Consider the following 18438-nt stretch of genomic DNA (forward strand, 5'->3'; position numbering starts at 1 on the left):
GTAATAACCTATGACCGAAATCAGCCATAAGGAAACAATAATGAAACTGTTTTACAAGCCAGGCGCCTGCTCCCTTGCCTCCCACATTACCCTGCGCGAAGCCGGGAAAGAGGTCTCCCTGTTCAGCGTCGATTTGATGAAAAAACGCCTTGAGAACGGCGATGACTTTTTCGCTATCAACCCGAAAGGCCAGGTTCCTGCGCTGCTGCTGGATGACAGCACGCTGATCACAGAAGGCGTGGCGATCATGCAATACGTGGCGGACAACGCACCAGAGAGCCAGTTGCTGGCACCGGTGGGCGCATTACCGCGTTACAAGACGCTGGAGTGGCTCAACTTTATCGCAACGGAGCTGCACAAAGGCTTCACCCCGCTTTTCCGTCCGGATACACCGGAAGAATACAAACCCAGCGTGCGCGCATTACTGGAGAAAAAACTGCAGTATGTTAACGACACATTGAGCCATCAGGCGTGGATCAGCGGCGCACACTTCACCGTCGCCGATGCTTACCTGTTCACCGTGTTGCGCTGGGCGCGCGCGGTGAAACTGAATCTGGCTGAACTGACGCACATCGATGCCTATATGGCGCGCGTTGCGGCACGCCCGGCAGTGGCTGCCGCAATGGCAGCGGAAGGGATTGCGTAAGGATTTAGCGCAGGTCTGAGAGCGAACGCGCTATCAAACCTGGAGAGAAAGGCGGGATATCCCGCCTTTTTTACAGCTGTGTGGCGCTGAACAGATGCTCGGGTTGCGCAATCCGGTCCTGAGCCGCCACCACCTGCAGTTCATACTCCTGCATCGCTTTGGTGGTGATCATAATTTCGTAGACTGCCGCCGTTACATGCTCCAGCGCCTCACGGATGGTCGCGCCCTGCAATAGTTTTACCAGCAGCAGCCCGCTGGTGACATCGCCAACGCCCACCGGCTGCCGTGCGCCAAAATCCACCAGCGGTCGGCTGATATGCCAGGCTTCGTCCGGCGTGACTAACAGCATTTCAAAGCGATCCGCACTTAACCCGGCGCGCGCCAGGTGTTTCACCAGCACAATCTGCGGGCCCTGAGCAATTAACTCACGAGCTGCCCGTACCGCCTCTTCCACGTTATTGACCGCGTGTTCGCAGAGGATCTCCAGTTCAATGAGGTTGGGGGCGATAATATCGCTGGCCGGTAACGCATGGCGCACATGAAATTCCGCCACGCCAGGGGCGACGATACAGCCTTTTTCCGGGTGTCCCATCACCGGATCGCAAAAATATTTCGCCTGCGGATTCGCCGCTTTCACCTGACGGACGATCCCCAGAATATGTTCACCCTGCTCGGCCGAGCCCAGATAACCACTCAGCACGGCGTCACAGCGCTGTAACTGGTCAATGGCGGCAATCCCCTGCACTATCTCAGTCAGATGCGCTGGCGGCATCACGCTGCCGGTCCATTTACCGTATTGCGTATGGTTAGAAAACTGCACCGTATTCAGCGGCCAGACATTCGCACCTAACCGGCGCATAGGAAATTCAGCCGCACTGTTCCCCGCATGACCAAAGACCACATGCGATTGAATGGCGAGAATATTCTTCATGGTTGTTGCCTTGCAAGAATGAGCAATAAAAAGAAGGGAGTGATTTCTCACTCCCTTCGTCCTCAGATCGGCGATGAATTACTTCCAGCACACCAGACAGTAATTCTTTTTACCGCGACGCAGCAGCGTGTAGCGACCAAACAGGCGATCGCTGTCGGCGAAGACATATTCCGGATCGGACTGTTTTTCACCGTTAATGGTCACGGCATTGGATGCGATGGTTTTACGCGCCTGGCCACGAGACGGTTGCAGTTCGGAATCCACCAGTGCCTGCATCAGATCCGCGCCTTTTTCCATCTCAACCATCGGCACGCCATCCTGCGCCAGTTGTTCGAAGTCCGCTTCGCTCAGCGCGCTCAGCGTACCGCTAAACAGACTTTCGGTGATGCGTTTCGCGGCGATGAGCCCCTCTTCGCCGTGCACCAGACGGGTTACCTGCTCTGCCAGAACGTATTGCGCGCGCGGCGCTTTGCCGCTGTTCTTGTCTTCTTCTTCCAGCGCGTTTATTTCCGCGATATCCATAAAGGTGAAGAATTTCAGGAAGCGATAGACATCCGCATCGGCAGTGTTGATCCAGAACTGGTAGAACTTATACGGACTGGTTTTCTTCGGATCCAGCCAGACCGCGCCGCCTTCGGTTTTACCGAATTTGGTGCCATCGGCTTTGGTAATCAGCGGAACAGTCAGGCCAAACACCTGGTTCTGGTGCAGACGACGGGTCAGATCGATACCGGAGGTAATGTTACCCCACTGGTCGGAACCGCCAATCTGCAATGCCACGCCGTGCAGTTTGTTCAGGCAGGCAAAGTCGTAACCCTGCAACAGGTTGTAGGAAAACTCGGTAAACGAGATCCCCTGATCGTCCCGGTTCAGGCGTTGTTTTACCGCTTCTTTGTTAATCATCTGGTTAACAGAGAAGTGTTTGCCAATATCACGCAGGAAAGTCAGCACGTTCATGCTGCCAAACCAGTCGTAGTTGTTGGCTGCAATCGCCGAGTTGTCACCACAGTTGAAATCGAGGAACGGCGCGACCTGTTTGCGGATTTTATCCACCCACTCCTGCACCGTATCTTCGGTATTCAGTTTACGCTCAGCGGCTTTGAAACTTGGGTCGCCAATCAGACCGGTCGCACCGCCCACCAGCGCAACCGGTTTGTGACCAGCCTGCTGGAAGCGTTTCAGGCATAACAATGGAACCAGATGCCCCAAGTGCAAGCTGTCAGCGGTGGGATCGAAGCCGCAATAGAGCGCGATCGGGCCCTGCGCCAGTCGCTCTGCTAACGCTTCCTCATCCGTCACCTGGGCCACAAGGCCCCGCTCTTGCAATTGTTTAATCAAGTTACTGCTTGCCATCAAATTCTCCATGTATAAAACGGATTGCACCTTTGCCGGTACACGACTTTTCGCCAGATGCGAAAGGATACTTCATGGGGGGCAGATAGAATAAAGCGCCGGAACACGGAGTGCCAGCGCTTAACGCAACATTTTTCAGGGATTACGGGGCGAGACGATCAATTTTCCATGCGTCATTTTCACGTTGGTACAAAAAACGATCGTGCAGACGGTTTGCGCCACCCTGCCAGAACTCCATCTGTTCAATGCTCACACGGTACCCGCCCCAAAAACTGGGTAACGGGATCTCGCCCTGCTGGAATTTTTGCTTCAGTTCAAGGAACTTACTTTCCAGGATACCGCGTGCTGAAATGCGGCTGGACTGTTTCGATACCCAGGCGCCGATCTGACTGTCTCGCGGGCGGCTGTGGAAATATTTCACCACCTCCAGCGTCGACAAACGTTCCGCTTTCCCGGTGACCATGACCTGGCGTTCCAGCATGTGCCAGGGAAACAGCAGACTGACGGCCGGATTCTGTTCGATATGGTGCGCTTTACGGCTACCGAGGTTGGTGTAGAACACCAGCCCCTTTTCATCATAATGCTTGAGTAACACAATGCGCTGGTAAGGCTGCCCGGTCTCATCTACCGTGGCGACAACCATCGCGGTTGGATCGGCAAGCTGCGCTTCGCAGGCCTGGCCCAGCCAGCGTTCAAAGAGTTTCAGCGGTTCAGCAGGAAGGTCGCCGCGGCGCAGGCCGCCTTTGGTGTATTCACGGCGCAGATGCGCGATTTGCTGCAATTGATCGTTATCAGACATGGCGTTAGCGAGTGTAATCATCAGGTAGGGCTATTATGCGCCCCCCTGTGAAAATCTCAACGCCGCGGATTTTGTAACTGGCAGTTATTCAGCACAATACGGTCGCGTTTATAGACCGTGGCGGTATCCCCTTTCGACCAGAACACGTAGACACCATCGGTATAGCGGGTACCCGAGGCGGATAATCCTTGCTGTAGGGTCAGGACCTTATCATCCCAGACAAAGCTGGCTTGCTGGCGGGGATTATTGAGTTTGACGGTAAGCGGCTTTTCATCACACTGGTATTCCAGCGTATCGGTTTGCATGCGTTCAACGAACTGGTGGTAATAACTACACCCGGCAAGCAGCGCGGGCAGGCAGGCGATCAACACTTTTTTCATGAGGTATTCCCGGGACTGTCCTGGTCATGGAGGGCGAAACGCCCGCCCTCCTTAGTTTCGTCAGTCTAGCGGTACACCCGCAATGTGGAATTCAGCTAACTCTGATTCTGGCGCGGGTTGGCCGGGAAAATCGCGCCCAGAATCGTTGGCGCAGAGGCGCCGGTTACCGACGGCAAATTACCGGGCAGCCCCGCCAGCGTACGCCAGGCCAGCCAGGCAAACGCCAGCGCTTCCATATCATCGCCGCTGATCCCGGCCTCATCCGTCGTACCGACTTCAATGCCCGGCAGCAACCCTGCCAGACGCGCCATGACCAACGGGTTGCGACTACCGCCGCCGCACACCAGCAGCCGTTCGCATCCACCGCTCAGCAACACTTGCTCGGAGATGGTGACTGCCGTCAGTTCTGCCAGCGTGGTTTGTACATCGCTCCCGTTGAGCGCCGGGAAATGCGCCAGATGACGCTCCAGCCAGCCGTAGTTAAAATACTCGCGCCCGGTACTTTTCGGAGCGGGCGCGGAAAAGTACGTGTCGCTTAGCATGTTTTGCAGCAGCGGCAGGATAACTTTGCCTTCGCACGCCCACTGGGCATCTTTATCGTAGGGTTTGCCTTTCTGCCGCCAAATCCAGGCATCCATCAGCATATTGCCCGGCCCGGTGTCATAACCTCTCACCGGCTGTGCGGGGATCAGCAACGACAGATTCGCGATACCGCCAATGTTCAGCACCATACGGCGTTCAACCGGGTGCGCCAGCAGCGCATGGTGAAAAGCAGGCACCAGCGGCGCGCCCTGACCGCCCAGCGCGATATCACGACGGCGGAAATCCCCTACCACCGTCACACCCGTCCGGGCGGCTATCTGGTTGTTATCGCCGATTTGCATCGTATGCGGCGCAATGCCAGTGGGTTCATGCCAGACAGTTTGCCCGTGGCAACCAATGGCGACAATATCTTCCGGGCGCAATTGTTCTCTGTCCATCAACGCCAGCACGGCATCCGCAAACAGCGTGCCCAACTGCGTGTCCAGCCTTCCCAACTGTGATAGCGTAAGCTGCTGGCCCTGACAGATATTGAGGATCGCCTCTTTCAGCGGCAACGGAATAGGAAACGTCAGGCTTGCCTGCTGGGCGACCATGGTGTCATCGATTGCCGCCAGCACCACGTCAATACCGTCCAGACTTGTTCCCGACATCACCCCAATGTAGCGACCCGATTTCATACGCCTTCCTTTAATGCATAACAGAGGGGTAACACTCCACCATAAAGCCGGGGGTAAAGCCATCGCGCACAAACACTTTTTAACAATCGAGTCTATTTCAGTTAAGTGAAATTAACATCGCCAACGCTTATAATCGCTTCGTTTAGATCGGGTTAAGCTCTCTGAGATTATTATTTTTGCCGGGATTAGGCAGAAGATATGACCTGACATGAGTAAAATGCCATATAATTTAGCCATGACGGATGCTCATAAGAGCGTTTCATGGTGAACAGGAGATTCATAAATGATGTTACGTGCACTGGCAGTTTCGCTGATTGGTCTTACCCTGGCTGGCTGCGTCAATAACGACACGCTTTCTGGTGATGTCTACTCTGCATCCGAAGCCAAACAAGTGCAAAATGTCACTTACGGCACCATTGTGAACGTACGTCCGGTACAGATTCAGGGCGGCGATGATAACAATGTCATCGGCGCAATTGGTGGTGCGGTGCTGGGCGGCTTCCTCGGTAACACCGTTGGCGGCGGTACCGGGCGTTCTCTGGCAACAGCAGCAGGTGCGGTTGCCGGCGGCGTAGCGGGCCAGTCGGTTCAGGGTGCAATGAATAAAACTCAGGGCGTAGAACTGGAAATCCGTAAAGATGACGGCAACACCATTATGGTGGTGCAGAAACAGGGCAACTCCCGTTTCGCAGCAGGTCAGCGCGTCGTGCTGGCAAGCAATGGTCGTCAGGTGACCGTCTCCCCGCGCTAAGTCAGGTTGCAGTGTGACCACATTGCAGTTTGTTTCACAGCGTCAATGTAAAAAAGCCTTGCGAAAGCAAGGCTTTTTGGTGTCAGTCTCGCGACTGTAGTTCGTTGATATTGTGCTCGAGCCGGGCAATCATCTTAATCAACAGATCCAGTTCTTCGGTCGAAATTCCCGAGAGAATTTCTCCCCGCGTTTTCCGAATAACCGTTTCCATCTCTTCAATGATTGGCGAGGCTTTTTCTGTCAATTTGATCCGCTTAGCCCGGCGGTCGTTGGCACATGTCTGGCGGGAAATAAGCCCCTTATCTTCCAGTTGGTCCAGCGTACGCACCAGCGAGGGCTGTTCGATGCCAATCGCTTTTGCCAGTTGAATTTGCGACTGATCGGGCGGCAACTGATGAATATTATGCAGCGTTACCCAGTGAGTCTGCGTTAATTCCAGAGGTTTCAGGCGATGGTCAATCAAAGCGCGCCAGACGCGCACTAAGCGTGCCAGATCAGAACCTAATGGCGATTCCAATTTCATCTCCTTATAATTAGCTTGCTAAGTTATTATACTCATTTTAGAATAGTTTGCAGTATTTATATTGGCAAAACAAATGTATTGCTGCACTCGTCAGGGCTTACGCTAAGGATCCCCCGCTTTAGCACGGCGTCGTTTTTGGTCGTTTTTACCGTACACCGCCTGCCCGGCGATTCGCCCGACTGCACAGGACATAAACGCGTGAAGTTAACTTCCAGCAACCCGGAATTACCCCTGCAGGACCTGATTTTTGGCGCATCGGTTTACTTTCCTCCTTTGTTTAAGGCGGTGATACTGGGCTTCTTACTCTGGCTTGTTGCCCACCGCCTGCTGCGCGACTGGATCTACGCTGGCGATATCTGGCATCCCATCCTGATGGATCTTTCACTGTTCGTTATAGCGCTTAGCCTCTCCCTTGGCCTGTTGATTATGTGGTAATTATGAGTCTGAAATCGCTAAAATACTTTTCCACCTTACTGGTGCTCGCCGTGGCGATTGTCGCCGCCTGGTGGATGTGGAATTACTACATGCAGTCGCCATGGACCCGGGACGGAAAAGTGCGCGCTGAACAGGTCAGCATCACGCCCCAGGTTTCCGGCAGTATTACGGAACTCAACGTTCACGATAATCAGCCCGTAAAAGCGGGCGACACGCTCTTTCGCATCGACGAAACGCCATACCGCATTGCGGTACTGAATGCCGAAGCCCAGCTGGCAAAAGCGCAAACGGAGCAGGCAAAAGCCAATAACGAAGCCAACCGTCGCCGCCACCTCTCGCAAAACTACATCTCTGCGGAAGATCTCGATACTGCCAATATTAGTGTAAAAGCGGCGCAAGCGAGCGTCGCTGCCGCCGAAGCACAACTCGCGCAGGCAAAATGGCAGTTGACGCAGACCACGATCAAAGCACCGGTCGATGGCTGGGTCACCAATCTGACCACGCGCAACGGCAACTACGCTACCGCCGGGCAACCGGTATTTGCGCTGGTGGATAGCCACTCATTTTATGTGGTGGGGTATTTTGAAGAGACCAAACTGCGCCATATCCGCACCGACGCACCGGCAAAAATCGTGCTTTATAGCGGCAATGTTACGTTACAGGGTCACGTCGAGAGCATCGGCCGTGCCATTTACGATCAGAGCATAGAAACCGATAGCGGTCTGGTGCCGGACATTAAGCCCAACGTGCCCTGGGTGCGGCTGGCGCAGCGCGTACCTGTACGCATTCGTTTCGATACGCTACCCGATGACCTGACGCTGGTTTCCGGCACCACCTGCACCGTGTCGATAGGCGTTCCCTGATGAAATCCCCCTTCGCGCTCTGGCACAACCTGCCGTGGGTAAAAGCCACAACAGGTCAGTGGCGCTACGCGCTGCGCAACGGTATCGCTATGTGTCTGGCGCTGACGGTGGCCTACTATCTTGACCTTGATGAGCCCTATTGGGCCATGACCTCCGCCGCCGTGGTCAGCTTTCCAACCGTCGGTGGCGTGATCAGCAAAAGTCTTGGGCGTATTGCCGGTAGCCTGCTCGGCGCGTGCGCTGCGCTCATGATTGCTGGTCAGACGCTGAACGATCCGTGGTTGTTTCTGTTTGCCATGTCCGGCTGGATTGCGCTTTGCACCTGGGTCTGCGCGCAGTTTGCCAATAATGTCGCCTATGCTTTTCAACTGGCGGGTTATACGGCGGCAATCATCGCGTTTGCGATGGTCAATATTACCGACATTACCGAACTGTGGAACATCGCGCAGGCGCGCGTTTGCGAAGTGATGCTGGGGATCCTGTGCGGCGGCATGATGATGATGATCCTCCCCGGTACTGCCGATGGGCCCGCACTGCTCATGGCGTTGAAGAAAATGCATGCCCGCCTGCTGGAACATGCCAGCCTGCTCTGGCAACCGGAAACCACCGAGGCGATTCGTAGTGCCCACGAAAGCGTGATAGGGCAAATCCTCACCACCAACTTGCTGCGTATTCAGGCGTTCTGGAGTCATTACCGCTTTCGTCGACAAAATACGTTGATGACCTGGTTATTGCACCAGCAACTCCGTATGACCAGTGTGATCTCCAGCCTGCGCAGGATGCTGTTAAACTGGCCCGATGCACCCGGTCACTTACGCCCGGTGCTGGAGCAACTGCTGGCTGCGCTAACCCACCCGCAAACCGATGCACTGACCGTGGCGCGTATTATTGCCCCTCTTGCCCCCACCGCTACGGCTGATTACCGCCACCGGGCATTCTGGTTACGATTACGCTATTTTTGCCGTCTGTACCTGCTCAGTAGCCGCTGGTTAGCCCGTGTGGAGAATGCATCCCCCATCAGCGTCTATACCCCGCCGCGCAGCCCCGGGCTGATGCGTTACACGGATAATGTCGAGGCGTTGCTGAGCGGAGTACGGACGTTTTTCGCCCTTGGTCTGGTTGGCGCATGGAGCATTACCACCCAGTGGGAATACGGCTCTGCGGCATTGACGCTGGCGGCCATCAGTTGCGTACTTTACTCCGTCTCGCCTGCGCCTTTTAACTCGCTGACGCTGCTGTTGCGTACCTTATTGCTGCTCTCGCTGTTCAGTTTTGTGGTGAAATTTGGCCTGATGGTGCAAATCAGCGAGCTGTGGTCCTTTTTGCTGTTTCTGTTCCCCCTCCTGACCACAATGCAACTGCTGAAATTACAGATGCCAAAACGGGCCGGATTATGGGGGCAGTTGATCGTCTTTATGGGATCGTTCATCGCCGTCACCAATCCACCGGTATACGACTTTGCCGATTTTTTAAACGACGATCTGGCGAAGATCCTCGGTGTTGCTCTGGCGTGGTTGGCATTTGCCGTGTTGCGTCCGGGATCGGATGCCCGCAAGAGCCGCCGTCAGATCCGCGCGTTACGGCGAAACTTTGTCGACCAGCTCAGTGAAACGCCGCATCTGAATGAGCATGAATTCGAGTCGGTGGTGTATCACCATATTAGCCGGCTCAGCAACAGTCAGGATGCGCTGGCGCGACGCTGGTTATTACGCTGGGGCGTGGTGTTGCTGAACTGCTCGCATGTGGTGTGGCAATTGCGCGATTGGGAAAGCCGTTCCGATCCGCTGACCCGGGTACGGGATCGCTGCATTGCATTGCTGAATGATGTGATGAGTGAGCGTGGCGTTCAACAACGAACGCTGTCCGCCACGCTGGCAGAGCTGCAACGGATTTGCGCCGTGCTTGGCGCGCACCACCAGCCCGCAGCACGCGAACTGGCTTCCGTTATCTGGCGCTTGTATTGCGCACTGTCGCAGCTGGAGCAGGCTCCGGCCATCGGGACGCTTACTTGATCACCCCGCAGGCATAACGCGCTCCGCCGCCGCCCAACGGTTTCGGTTGATCGGACATATTATCGCCGCCAACATGCACCATCAGGGCTTTGTCCTTCACGTCAGAGAGCTTTTTCAGCCGTGGCGCCACCACCGCCTGCGTGGCGTTGCCGTCCTTATTCACCACCAGCACCGGCAGATCCCCTAAGTGCCCGGCGCCTTCCGGTCCTTCATGCTTGCCGGTATGGTGAGGGTCAAGGTGACCGCCTGCCGCTTCCGCAGCGGAAGGTTTCCCCTCTTTTGCCGCAGGTTCACAGCTGCCTTTGGCGTGGACATGAAAACCATGCTCGCCGGGCGGCAACGCTTTCAGATCCGGGGCGAACTCCAGACCTTTGTCCGTTTCACTGATCTTCACCGTGCCGATAGATTGCCCGATGCCCTGGGCAGTGACGAGATGCATATCCACTTCTTCACTGGCTGCCTGCGCACCTGCGCAGACTAACAACGCCAACATGGCCAGACTAAAACGCTTCATATGACCTCCTTTGATTCACTTTTACCCTGTAAGTCTAAACCAGGGTAAAAGATTTCACCGGAAAGTCGCCGTTTCAGCCATCACGGCACATCAAAGCCCAGCGCGGCTTTGCGGATGCGGAACCACTGCTGGCGGGTCATCTGCAGCCTCTCAGCCCCCAGCGCAGAACGTACGCGCTCAATTTTACCGGAGCCGATAATCGGTAACGGTTGGGACGGCAGACGCATCACCCAGGCATAAACCACCTGCTCGATGGTTTCGGCATTCAGCTCCTGCGCCACCGTCGCCAGGACATCCCGCAACGTCTGGCATTCAGGATCGTTGAACAAGCGTCCACCGCCCAGGCAAGACCAGGCCATAGGGCGGATGCGCAGTTGTTGCAATTGATCAAGAGTACCGTCCAGCAACAGCGGCTGATGCACCGGAGAAAGTTCCACCTGGTTAGTGGCAAGGGTAAACGGCAGACGTGATTGCAGCAGCGCAAATTGCGCAGGAGTAAAGTTGGAAACACCAAAATGGCGAACTTTCCCACTTTGATGCAGCGTCAAAAACGCCTCCGCAACCTCATCGGCATCCATTAACGGATCCGGGCGATGAATCAGCAGCAAGTCGAGATAATCTGTGGCGAGATTCACCAGCGACTGCTCGGCGCTACGAATAATGTGGTCGCGATCGGTAATGTAATGACCAATCACATGTTCCGGTTTTGCCGTGGTGGCAATACCGCACTTGCTGACAATCTCCATGCGCGAGCGTAAGTGCGGCGCGAGTTTCAAGGCTTCGCCAAATGCCGCTTCACATTGATATCCGCCGTAGATATCGGCGTGATCAACGGTGGTTACCCCTAAATCGAGGTGGGATTCAATAAAGCTCGCCAGCTGCTGGGGAGTAAACTGCCACTCCATTAAACGCCAGTAGCCCATGACAAAACGGGAGAACTCCGGACCTTGCGGCGCAAGGGCAATACGTTGAACCATAACGGTTTCCTCAAAGGTAATTTCCGTTGATTATACGCATTCAATGGGTCAAAACAGTGAAGGTTGCTGAGGTTCTTCTGCCGGAAGGGATTTGTTCGCACGCATTTTGCGCAAAAAGCGTTGATGACACAGGCGCAGAACCTCCTGCTTTTGCGTATCGGTCATTTGTTGCCAGTTGAATCGCTCATCCCGGCTGCGCATGCAACCGCGGCAATAGCCTTTTTCATCCGACTGGCAGATGCCGCGGCACGGGCTCTGGATAGGGAAAAACTCCAGTTGTTCTGGCACTGTCGTCTCCTGCGATACACGCGTTATCTCTACTATTGAAGACTGCATACCGGCAACGCGCAACCCGAAAAGCGCATTGTTTGCCACTTGCAACAGACCAATCGGTCTAGTACATTGTCGCCATGAACAGACACACCGAACACGATACACGCGAACATTTACTGGCTACCGGCGAGCTGCTCTGCATGCATCGCGGGTTTACCGGAATGGGCCTGAGCGAGTTACTGAAAACAGCGGAAGTGCCGAAAGGCTCGTTCTATCACTATTTTCGCTCCAAAGAGGCGTTCGGTGTGGCTTTGCTTGAGCGACATTATGCGGGTTATCACCAGCGGTTGATCACCCATTTCGCCAGCGGTCCTGGAAACTACCGCGACAGGCTGCTGGCCTATTACCAGGAAACGCTCAATCAGTTTTGTCAGCAGGGCATTATTAGCGGCTGCCTGACGGTGAAGCTCTCTGCTGAGGTGTGCGATCTGTCAGAAGATATGCGCACAGCGATGGATAAAGGCGCAAGCCGTATCATCGTTCTGCTCAGCGAAGCGCTGGAAAAAGGCCGTGCAGAGCGAAGCCTGACCTTTGCCGGTGAGGCATTAACACAGGCGCAAGTTTTGTACTCGCTCTGGCTGGGTGCGAACCTGCAGGCGAAGATTTCCCGTAGCGCCCTGCCGCTGGAAAGCGCGCTGGCACATGCGAAAACCATTATTGCGACGCCTTAGCTACTCGGGCGTTTTTATTTCACCTTTCACTAGTCGACCGGTCTATTCAGGAGTTGTTATGTCCAGTAAGTTATTCACGCCGCTGAAAGTGGGCGCAATTACCGCACCGAACCGTGTTTTGATGGCGCCGCTGACGCGCTTGCGCAGCATCGAACCCGGCGATATCCCCACTCCGCTGATGGCGGAGTATTATCGCCAGCGCGCCAGCTCCGGGCTGATCATCAGCGAAGCGACACAAATTTCTGCTCAGGCAAAAGGCTACGCCGGCGCACCGGGTCTGCATAGCGCGGAGCAAATCGCTGCGTGGAAAAAAATCACGGACGCCGTGCACGGAGACAACGGTCGTATCGCCGTACAACTGTGGCACACCGGCCGTATCTCTCACACCAGTTTGCAGCCTGGCGGACAAGCGCCGGTTGCACCATCGGCCATCAGCGCCGGGACGCGCACTTCGCTGCGCGATGCCAACGGCAACGCCACACGTGAAGATACGTCGATGCCGCGCGCACTGGAAACCCGTGAAATCCCGGGGATCGTTGATGACTTCCGTCAGGCTGTGGCCAACGCCCGTGAAGCCGGTTTTGACCTTGTAGAACTGCATTCCGCTCATGGTTATTTGCTGCACCAGTTCCTGTCGCCTTCCGCAAATCACCGTACAGATCAGTACGGCGGCAGCGTGGAAAATCGCGCCCGCCTGGTGTTGGAAGTGGTGGATGCGGTGAGCAAAGAGTGGAGCGCTGACAGGATTGGTATCCGCGTCTCGCCTATTGGTTCCTTCCAGAACACCGACAATGGCCCGAACGAAGAAGCCGATGCGCTGTATCTGATTGAAGAATTGGGTAAACGCGGTATCGCCTACCTGCATATGTCTGAACCAGACTGGGCAGGAGGCGAGCCTTATACGGACGCATTCCGCGAAAAAGTACGTGCGCGCTTCCATGGCCCAATCATCGGCGCTGGCGCTTACACCGTAGAGAAAGCCGAAGACCTGATCGGAAAAGGTCTGATTGACGCGGTCGCCTTTGGTCGCGCTTACATCGCCAACCCTGATCTGGTTAAACGCCTGCAATTGAAAGCAGAACTGAACCCGCAACACCCGGAAACGTTCTATGGCGGTGGCGCAGAAGGCTACACCGATTACCCCGCGCTGTGATCCTCTGATTGTTCATTGATAGCGGCGGCTTTCCGCCGCTATACTAAAACAGTGTTTCTGACCGGAACGGTAAATCATTTAAAAAGAGGACATTATGCGCTTACTTCACACCATGCTGCGCGTCGGCGACCTGCAACGCTCCATCGATTTCTACACCAAAGTGCTGGGCATGAAGTTACTGCGTACCAGTGAAAACCCGGAATACAAATACTCGCTGGCGTTTGTGGGTTACGGCCCGGAAACCGAAGAAGCCGTGATTGAACTGACCTACAACTGGGGCGTGGACAGCTATGAGCTGGGTACAGCCTATGGCCACATTGCCCTGAGCGTGCCCAACGCCGCAGAAGCCTGTGAAGCGATCCGCAAAAACGACGGCAACGTGACCCGTGAAGCGGGCCCGGTCAAAGGCGGCACCACGGTTATCGCCTTTGTTGAAGATCCGGATGGATACAAAATCGAGCTGATCGAAGAGAAAGATGCCGGCCACGGTTTAGGTAATTAATGCTATCGGGCGCGCTTTGCGCCCGCTGTTTTACATCCCTTCGTAAAATTTGCCATAATGCGCTGCCCTTTTCCCGTCTCAAGAGATCCTGATGTCCGATAACGCTCAACTTACTGGTCTGTGCGACCGTTTTCGCGGTTTCTATCCTGTTGTGATTGATGTTGAAACCGCAGGGTTTAACGCCAAAACCGACGCGCTGCTGGAAGTGGCCGCCATTACCCTGAAAATGGACGAACAAGGCTGGTTGATGCCTGACAGTACGCTGCATTTCCATGTTGAGCCATTTGAAGGGGCGAACCTGCAACCGGAAGCGCTGGCGTTTAACGGCATCGATCCGACTAACCCGCTGCGCGGTGCGGTGAGCGAACACGATGCGCTGCACGCGATTTTCAAAATGGTGCGCAAGGGCATTAAAGACCAGGGATGTAACCGCGCGATCATGGTTGCCCATAATGCCACTTTCGATCACAGCTTTATGATGGCCGCTGCCGAGCGCGCATCATTAAAACGCAACCCGTTCCATCCTTTTGTCACTTTCGACACCGCATCACTGAGTGGGCTGGCGCTGGGGCAGACGGTACTCTCTAAAGCCTGTGCCGCTGCGGGCATTGCCTTTGACGCCACACAGGCGCACTCCGCACTGTATGACACTGCCCAAACCGCCCTGCTGTTTTGTGAAATAGTCAATCGCTGGAAACGTCTTGGCGGTTGGCCATTACCGCTGGCTGAAGATCCTCAACCATAAATACCAGAAATATTCTATGCCGGTTGCATTCAGCGACCGGTTATTAACACAGTTAATCGAAATTAGATAAACACATATCGTTTTCTTAAATCCCCCTTTATATTCTTTTTCTGCCAACCTAACCATTATTAACAGACAAAAACGCCACAAAAGCCTGCGCAAGCTTCGTGAAAAAACTCGCCATTCACCTTTAGCAGATTAACTCTCTCATTTCACTTAACGGCATAAAAATATCATTAAGACAGCCGATGATATTTTGGCGCACCTGAATGCTGTGAGAAATACATATATTAATCATGAATGAATTAATCCATCACGTAGATACTGGGTTATTTTTAATTTATTTCAAGGTGAGCACAGAAGGAACCGCTAATACATTTTGATGAAGGTGAAATAATGCACAAGTTCAATATTATTCTTGTTCTGTTTTTTATCCCTATGGCTTTTCCGGCTGCGGCCGAAATGCAAGATCGCATGTTTAACCGGGATCGGGTTTCTGCCGGGATTACTGTGGGTACCCTGAGCGGCCTGACCCATGAAAGGGTTTATGCGCCCGATCAAGGGGGGAGAAAACTCAGCCAACTCGACTGGCGTTACCGCAATGCTGCTGTTGTTCAGGGCTCTCTGGAATGGAACGCCATGCGATGGTTCTCCTTAGGCGTATCAGGATGGTCAACGTTTTCCAGCGGAAACAGTCATATGAATGATTACGACTGGCAAAACGCTGCGCAGAATTCGTGGACCGATCACAGCTCGCACCCTGATACGCAGCTCAACTTTTCCAATCACTTTGATGTGAATGTGAAAGGCTGGATGTTTAACACCCCCGGATGGCGTCTGGGATTAATGGCGGGGTACCAGGAGAACCGCATCAGCTTTCACGGTAGAGGTGGAAGCTACAGCTATAATAATGGTGCCAATACCGGCTCCTTTGATCCCAACGAAATCAATATTGGCTATAAGCAACACTATCAGATCCCCTATGTCGGTCTGACCGGAAGCTATCGTTATAACGATATTGAACTTTCCGGAACCTTGAAATACAGCGCCTGGGCACGAACCACCGGAAATGATGAGCATTATCTCAGAGACCTGACGTTTATTGATAAAGCAAAAGAACAGAACTTCTTTTCACTCGCGGCAAGCGTGGGTTATTACGTCACAGAGAATATGAAGCTCTATATTGAAGGCACGTGGAGTCGGGTGGCAAATAAGAAGACTGACGTCAATGTTAATAACTACAGCCAAAATATAAGCGCAGATTATAAAAATGGTGGCGGTATTGAAAGCTATAATATGCTAACCACCGCAGGACTAATCTATACCTTCTGACCGTAAAAAAGGGTTCATGTCGAAACATGAACCCTTTTAGCAACGTGAACCGCGTGCGACTTACTCCGCGCCCTGCTCGCCCTTGTGTTTAGCGGCAGCTTCTTTGATCAGCGTCTGCAACTCACCGCGTTGATACATCTCAATCAGAATGTCGCAGCCGCCAACCAGTTCGCCGTCCACCCACAGTTGCGGGAAGGTTGGCCAGTTAGCATATTTCGGCAGTTCTGCGCGGATATCCGGGTTCTGCAGAATATCAACATACGCGAAACGTTCACCACAGGCAGACAGCGCCTGTACAGCCTGAGCGGAGAAGCCGCAGCTTGGCAGCTTCGGAGAGCCTTTCATGTACAGCAGAATCGGGTTTTCAGCGATCTGGCGCTGGATTTTTTCAAGTGTCGTGCTCATTGTCTTGCTTCCTTCAACTTCTACGGCAGATGGTGGACATTGTAACGGTTCAGGCAGCCAACAGAAAATAACATTTTGTTCACTGGTGACGATTTTACGCCCATACCTGAAAAGTTGCCTCCGAAATGTGACTTAACACAATTCGGATTCCGCCTGTTGCTTAACTCTTAACCGCCATAGAAACGTTTTGCTGCTTTTTTTTGCGCTTGCTAACGAAACGCAGCTATAGATGCAAAAACACTCTTAACTTTTGTGCTTTTTATGGATTAGAATCGACGGGTTTTGAAATCATACGCACGCATTGTTAAATGCCTGCTCTAACAGGGGATTGCTCAGTGGCGCGAATACCAAAATCTTCGATCACGCTCTGTGCTTTGTTGTTCACCACGCTTTCTTTCACGCCATTGGCTAACGCCTCTGAACAGGCGCGAGCGTCGGCCGTGCAAAAATCGCATCTGGCGAAAGCATCCGAACGTAAGAAAAAAACCACATCGCAAAAGACATCAAAGAAAAACAGTCGCAACGCAGAAACCAAAACAACGAACAAAAAAAAGACGGAGACCAAAAAATCTCCGGCAACGAAGAAAGTGACCACCAGCAGTAAAGCCAGCCAACTCTCTACGCGTCGTAATAAATCCAGCCAGACCAAAACCGCTGCTGTCACCTGGACCGAAAAATGTACGCCGCGCAAAGGCCACAAGCCACACTGCGTTAAAGTCAAAAGCACCAAATCGGCCGCGCTTGCCGATGTGCACAAAGTCCGGATCCAAAAAGCGCAGAAAACCGCCATGTCCAAGCTGATGAATCAGATTGGCAAGCCGTACCACTGGGGCGGCACCTCGCCCAATACCGGTTTCGACTGCAGCGGCCTGGTCTATTACGCCTATAAAGATTTGGTGAAATTCCGCATTCCCCGTACGGCAAATGAGATGTATCACCTGCGTGATGCCTCGCCGGTGAATGTCGCAGAACTGGAAAGCGGCGATTTGGTCTTCTTCCGCACCCAGGGTCGCGGCACAGCGGACCACGTTGGCGTTTACGTGGGGAACGGCAAGTTTATCCAGTCACCGCGCAGCGGTCAGGATATTCAGGTGACCTCGCTGAGTGAAGACTACTGGCAGCGTCACTACGTCGGCGCCCGCCGCGTGGTCACACCGAAAACCATCCGTTAATCCGGTTACCTGTCGCCACGGCGGCAGGTAACTCTCTCTTTTGTCACCCCTTTCTATTTGCTACTCTATCCATACACTCAGTAGGGCTATTGGGTGTATTAAAATAATGAAGGAGAGTAGCAATGTCGTTCGAATTACCTGCATTACCGTATGCGAAAGACGCTCTGGCGCCGCATATCTCGGCTGAAACACTGGACTACCACTATGGTAAGCACCATCAGACCTATGTCACCAACCTCAATAACCTGATCAAAGGCACCGCCTTCGAAGGCAAATCGCTCGAAGCAATTGTTAAGAGCAGCGAAGGCGGCGTGTTTAACAATGCCGCGCAGGTCTGGAACCACACCTTCTACTGGCACTGTCTCGCCCCGAACGCGGGTGGCGAACCGACAGGCGCGCTGGCTTCGGCGATTGCGAAGTCCTTCGGTAGCTTCGCTGAATTCAAGGCACAGTTTACCGATGCGGCGGTCAAAAACTTTGGTGCAGGCTGGACGTGGCTGGTGAAGAAGGCGGATGGCGAACTGGCAATTGTGTCAACATCTAACGCGGGTACACCGCTGACGACGGATGCCACGCCGTTGCTGACCGTTGATGTCTGGGAACATGCCTATTACATCGATTACCGTAACGCCCGTCCGAACTATCTGGAGCACTTCTGGGCGCTGGTAAACTGGGACTTTGTGGCGAAAAACCTCGCTGCGTAAATCTCACCAGGAGGGGG

The 18438-nt window shown here is 53.9% G+C and carries 22 protein-coding genes; 12 read left to right on the forward strand and 10 right to left on the reverse strand.

What is annotated here, in order from left to right; genetic code table 11:
* Positions 1–40 precede the first annotated feature (40 nt).
* Positions 41–646 (forward strand): glutathione transferase GstA, encoded by a 606-nt coding sequence (gene gstA / locus N7922_RS14220; RefSeq protein WP_263096913.1) that lies wholly within the window; start codon positions 41–43, stop codon positions 644–646.
* Between the two features lie 70 nt (positions 647–716).
* Here the strand turns inward: gstA and pdxY are convergent, their stop codons facing one another.
* The 5 genes from pdxY to anmK form a co-directional block, all read right to left on the reverse strand.
* The gene (gene pdxY, locus N7922_RS14225) at positions 717–1577 is read right to left on the reverse strand and encodes a pyridoxal kinase PdxY (RefSeq protein ID WP_263096914.1); all 861 of its coding nucleotides are present in this window, start codon (positions 1575–1577) and stop codon (positions 717–719) included.
* Positions 1578–1655: 78 nt separating this feature from the next.
* A complete protein-coding gene (gene tyrS, locus N7922_RS14230; RefSeq protein ID WP_263096915.1) occupies positions 1656–2930 on the reverse strand; it encodes a tyrosine--tRNA ligase in 1275 nt (424 codons plus the stop codon).
* Between the two features lie 142 nt (positions 2931–3072).
* Positions 3073–3729, reverse strand: coding sequence for a pyridoxamine 5'-phosphate oxidase (gene pdxH, locus N7922_RS14235; RefSeq protein WP_263100913.1), 657 nt, complete (start codon positions 3727–3729; stop codon positions 3073–3075).
* Positions 3730–3785: 56 nt separating this feature from the next.
* A complete protein-coding gene (gene mliC, locus N7922_RS14240) occupies positions 3786–4109 on the reverse strand; it encodes a C-type lysozyme inhibitor (RefSeq protein WP_263096916.1) in 324 nt (107 codons plus the stop codon).
* A gap of 95 nt (positions 4110–4204) precedes the next feature.
* Positions 4205–5329 carry an anhydro-N-acetylmuramic acid kinase gene (gene anmK, locus N7922_RS14245; RefSeq protein WP_263096917.1) on the reverse strand — a complete coding sequence of 375 codons (1125 nt, stop codon included), beginning with the start codon at positions 5327–5329 and terminating at the stop codon, positions 4205–4207.
* Positions 5330–5612: 283 nt separating this feature from the next.
* On the opposite strand from anmK, the gene slyB reads away from it, so the two are divergent.
* Positions 5613–6080 carry an outer membrane lipoprotein SlyB gene (slyB, locus tag N7922_RS14250; protein WP_088237436.1) on the forward strand — a complete coding sequence of 156 codons (468 nt, stop codon included), beginning with the start codon at positions 5613–5615 and terminating at the stop codon, positions 6078–6080.
* A gap of 82 nt (positions 6081–6162) precedes the next feature.
* Here slyB and slyA read toward each other — a convergent pair whose 3' ends face one another.
* The gene (gene slyA / locus N7922_RS14255) at positions 6163–6603 is read right to left on the reverse strand and encodes a transcriptional regulator SlyA (RefSeq protein WP_263096918.1); all 441 of its coding nucleotides are present in this window, start codon (positions 6601–6603) and stop codon (positions 6163–6165) included.
* A gap of 198 nt (positions 6604–6801) precedes the next feature.
* Between slyA and N7922_RS14260 the strand changes: the two genes are divergently transcribed.
* From N7922_RS14260 to N7922_RS14270, 3 genes are read left to right on the forward strand one after another with little or no spacing between them, the layout of a single operon-like run.
* The gene (locus N7922_RS14260) at positions 6802–7038 is read left to right on the forward strand and encodes a DUF1656 domain-containing protein (RefSeq protein ID WP_263096919.1); all 237 of its coding nucleotides are present in this window, start codon (positions 6802–6804) and stop codon (positions 7036–7038) included.
* Between the two features lie 2 nt (positions 7039–7040).
* Positions 7041–7901, forward strand: a complete 861-nt coding sequence (locus tag N7922_RS14265) for an HlyD family secretion protein (RefSeq protein ID WP_263096920.1) — start codon at positions 7041–7043, stop codon at positions 7899–7901.
* Positions 7901–9913 carry an FUSC family protein gene (locus N7922_RS14270; protein ID WP_263096921.1) on the forward strand — a complete coding sequence of 671 codons (2013 nt, stop codon included), beginning with the start codon at positions 7901–7903 and terminating at the stop codon, positions 9911–9913. The genes N7922_RS14265 and N7922_RS14270 overlap by 1 nt, the downstream gene beginning before the upstream one ends.
* Here N7922_RS14270 and sodC read toward each other — a convergent pair.
* From sodC to N7922_RS14285, 3 genes are all read right to left on the reverse strand, one after another.
* A complete protein-coding gene (gene sodC / locus N7922_RS14275) occupies positions 9906–10427 on the reverse strand; it encodes a superoxide dismutase [Cu-Zn] SodC (RefSeq protein ID WP_263096923.1) in 522 nt (173 codons plus the stop codon). The two genes, N7922_RS14270 and sodC, sit on opposite strands and share 8 nt — an antisense overlap.
* Positions 10428–10507: 80 nt before the next feature.
* Positions 10508–11404, reverse strand: a complete 897-nt coding sequence (locus tag N7922_RS14280) for an aldo/keto reductase family oxidoreductase (RefSeq protein WP_263096924.1) — start codon at positions 11402–11404, stop codon at positions 10508–10510.
* A gap of 48 nt (positions 11405–11452) precedes the next feature.
* Positions 11453–11692, reverse strand: coding sequence for a DUF1289 domain-containing protein (locus tag N7922_RS14285; RefSeq protein ID WP_263096925.1), 240 nt, complete (start codon positions 11690–11692; stop codon positions 11453–11455).
* A gap of 122 nt (positions 11693–11814) precedes the next feature.
* On the opposite strand from N7922_RS14285, the gene N7922_RS14290 reads away from it, so the two are divergent.
* From N7922_RS14290 to N7922_RS14310, 5 genes are all read left to right on the forward strand, one after another.
* Positions 11815–12408 carry a TetR/AcrR family transcriptional regulator gene (locus N7922_RS14290; RefSeq protein WP_263096927.1) on the forward strand — a complete coding sequence of 198 codons (594 nt, stop codon included), beginning with the start codon at positions 11815–11817 and terminating at the stop codon, positions 12406–12408.
* A 58-nt stretch (positions 12409–12466) separates the two neighbouring features.
* On the forward strand, positions 12467–13561 hold the full coding sequence (locus N7922_RS14295) for an alkene reductase (RefSeq protein WP_263096929.1): 1095 nt from the start codon (positions 12467–12469) through the stop codon (positions 13559–13561).
* 94 nt (positions 13562–13655) lie between these two features.
* Complete coding sequence (gene gloA / locus N7922_RS14300) at positions 13656–14063, forward strand: lactoylglutathione lyase (protein WP_263096930.1); 408 nt, start codon at positions 13656–13658, stop codon at positions 14061–14063.
* A 91-nt stretch (positions 14064–14154) separates the two neighbouring features.
* Positions 14155–14808 carry a ribonuclease T gene (gene rnt / locus N7922_RS14305; protein ID WP_263096931.1) on the forward strand — a complete coding sequence of 218 codons (654 nt, stop codon included), beginning with the start codon at positions 14155–14157 and terminating at the stop codon, positions 14806–14808.
* 396 nt (positions 14809–15204) lie between these two features.
* Complete coding sequence (locus N7922_RS14310; protein ID WP_263096932.1) at positions 15205–16140, forward strand: omptin family outer membrane protease; 936 nt, start codon at positions 15205–15207, stop codon at positions 16138–16140.
* Between the two features lie 60 nt (positions 16141–16200).
* On the opposite strand, the gene N7922_RS14315 is transcribed toward N7922_RS14310, so the two are convergent.
* Positions 16201–16545 (reverse strand): Grx4 family monothiol glutaredoxin, encoded by a 345-nt coding sequence (locus tag N7922_RS14315; RefSeq protein WP_263096934.1) that lies wholly within the window; start codon positions 16543–16545, stop codon positions 16201–16203.
* A gap of 335 nt (positions 16546–16880) precedes the next feature.
* On the opposite strand from N7922_RS14315, the gene N7922_RS14320 reads away from it, so the two are divergent.
* On the forward strand, positions 16881–17717 hold the full coding sequence (locus tag N7922_RS14320; RefSeq protein WP_263096935.1) for a C40 family peptidase: 837 nt from the start codon (positions 16881–16883) through the stop codon (positions 17715–17717).
* A gap of 122 nt (positions 17718–17839) precedes the next feature.
* Positions 17840–18421 carry a superoxide dismutase [Fe] gene (gene sodB, locus N7922_RS14325; RefSeq protein WP_263096936.1) on the forward strand — a complete coding sequence of 194 codons (582 nt, stop codon included), beginning with the start codon at positions 17840–17842 and terminating at the stop codon, positions 18419–18421.
* Positions 18422–18438: the final 17 nt, after the last annotated feature.

The organism is Kosakonia sp. ML.JS2a, assembly GCF_025642095.1.
Lineage (GTDB): Bacteria > Pseudomonadota > Gammaproteobacteria > Enterobacterales > Enterobacteriaceae.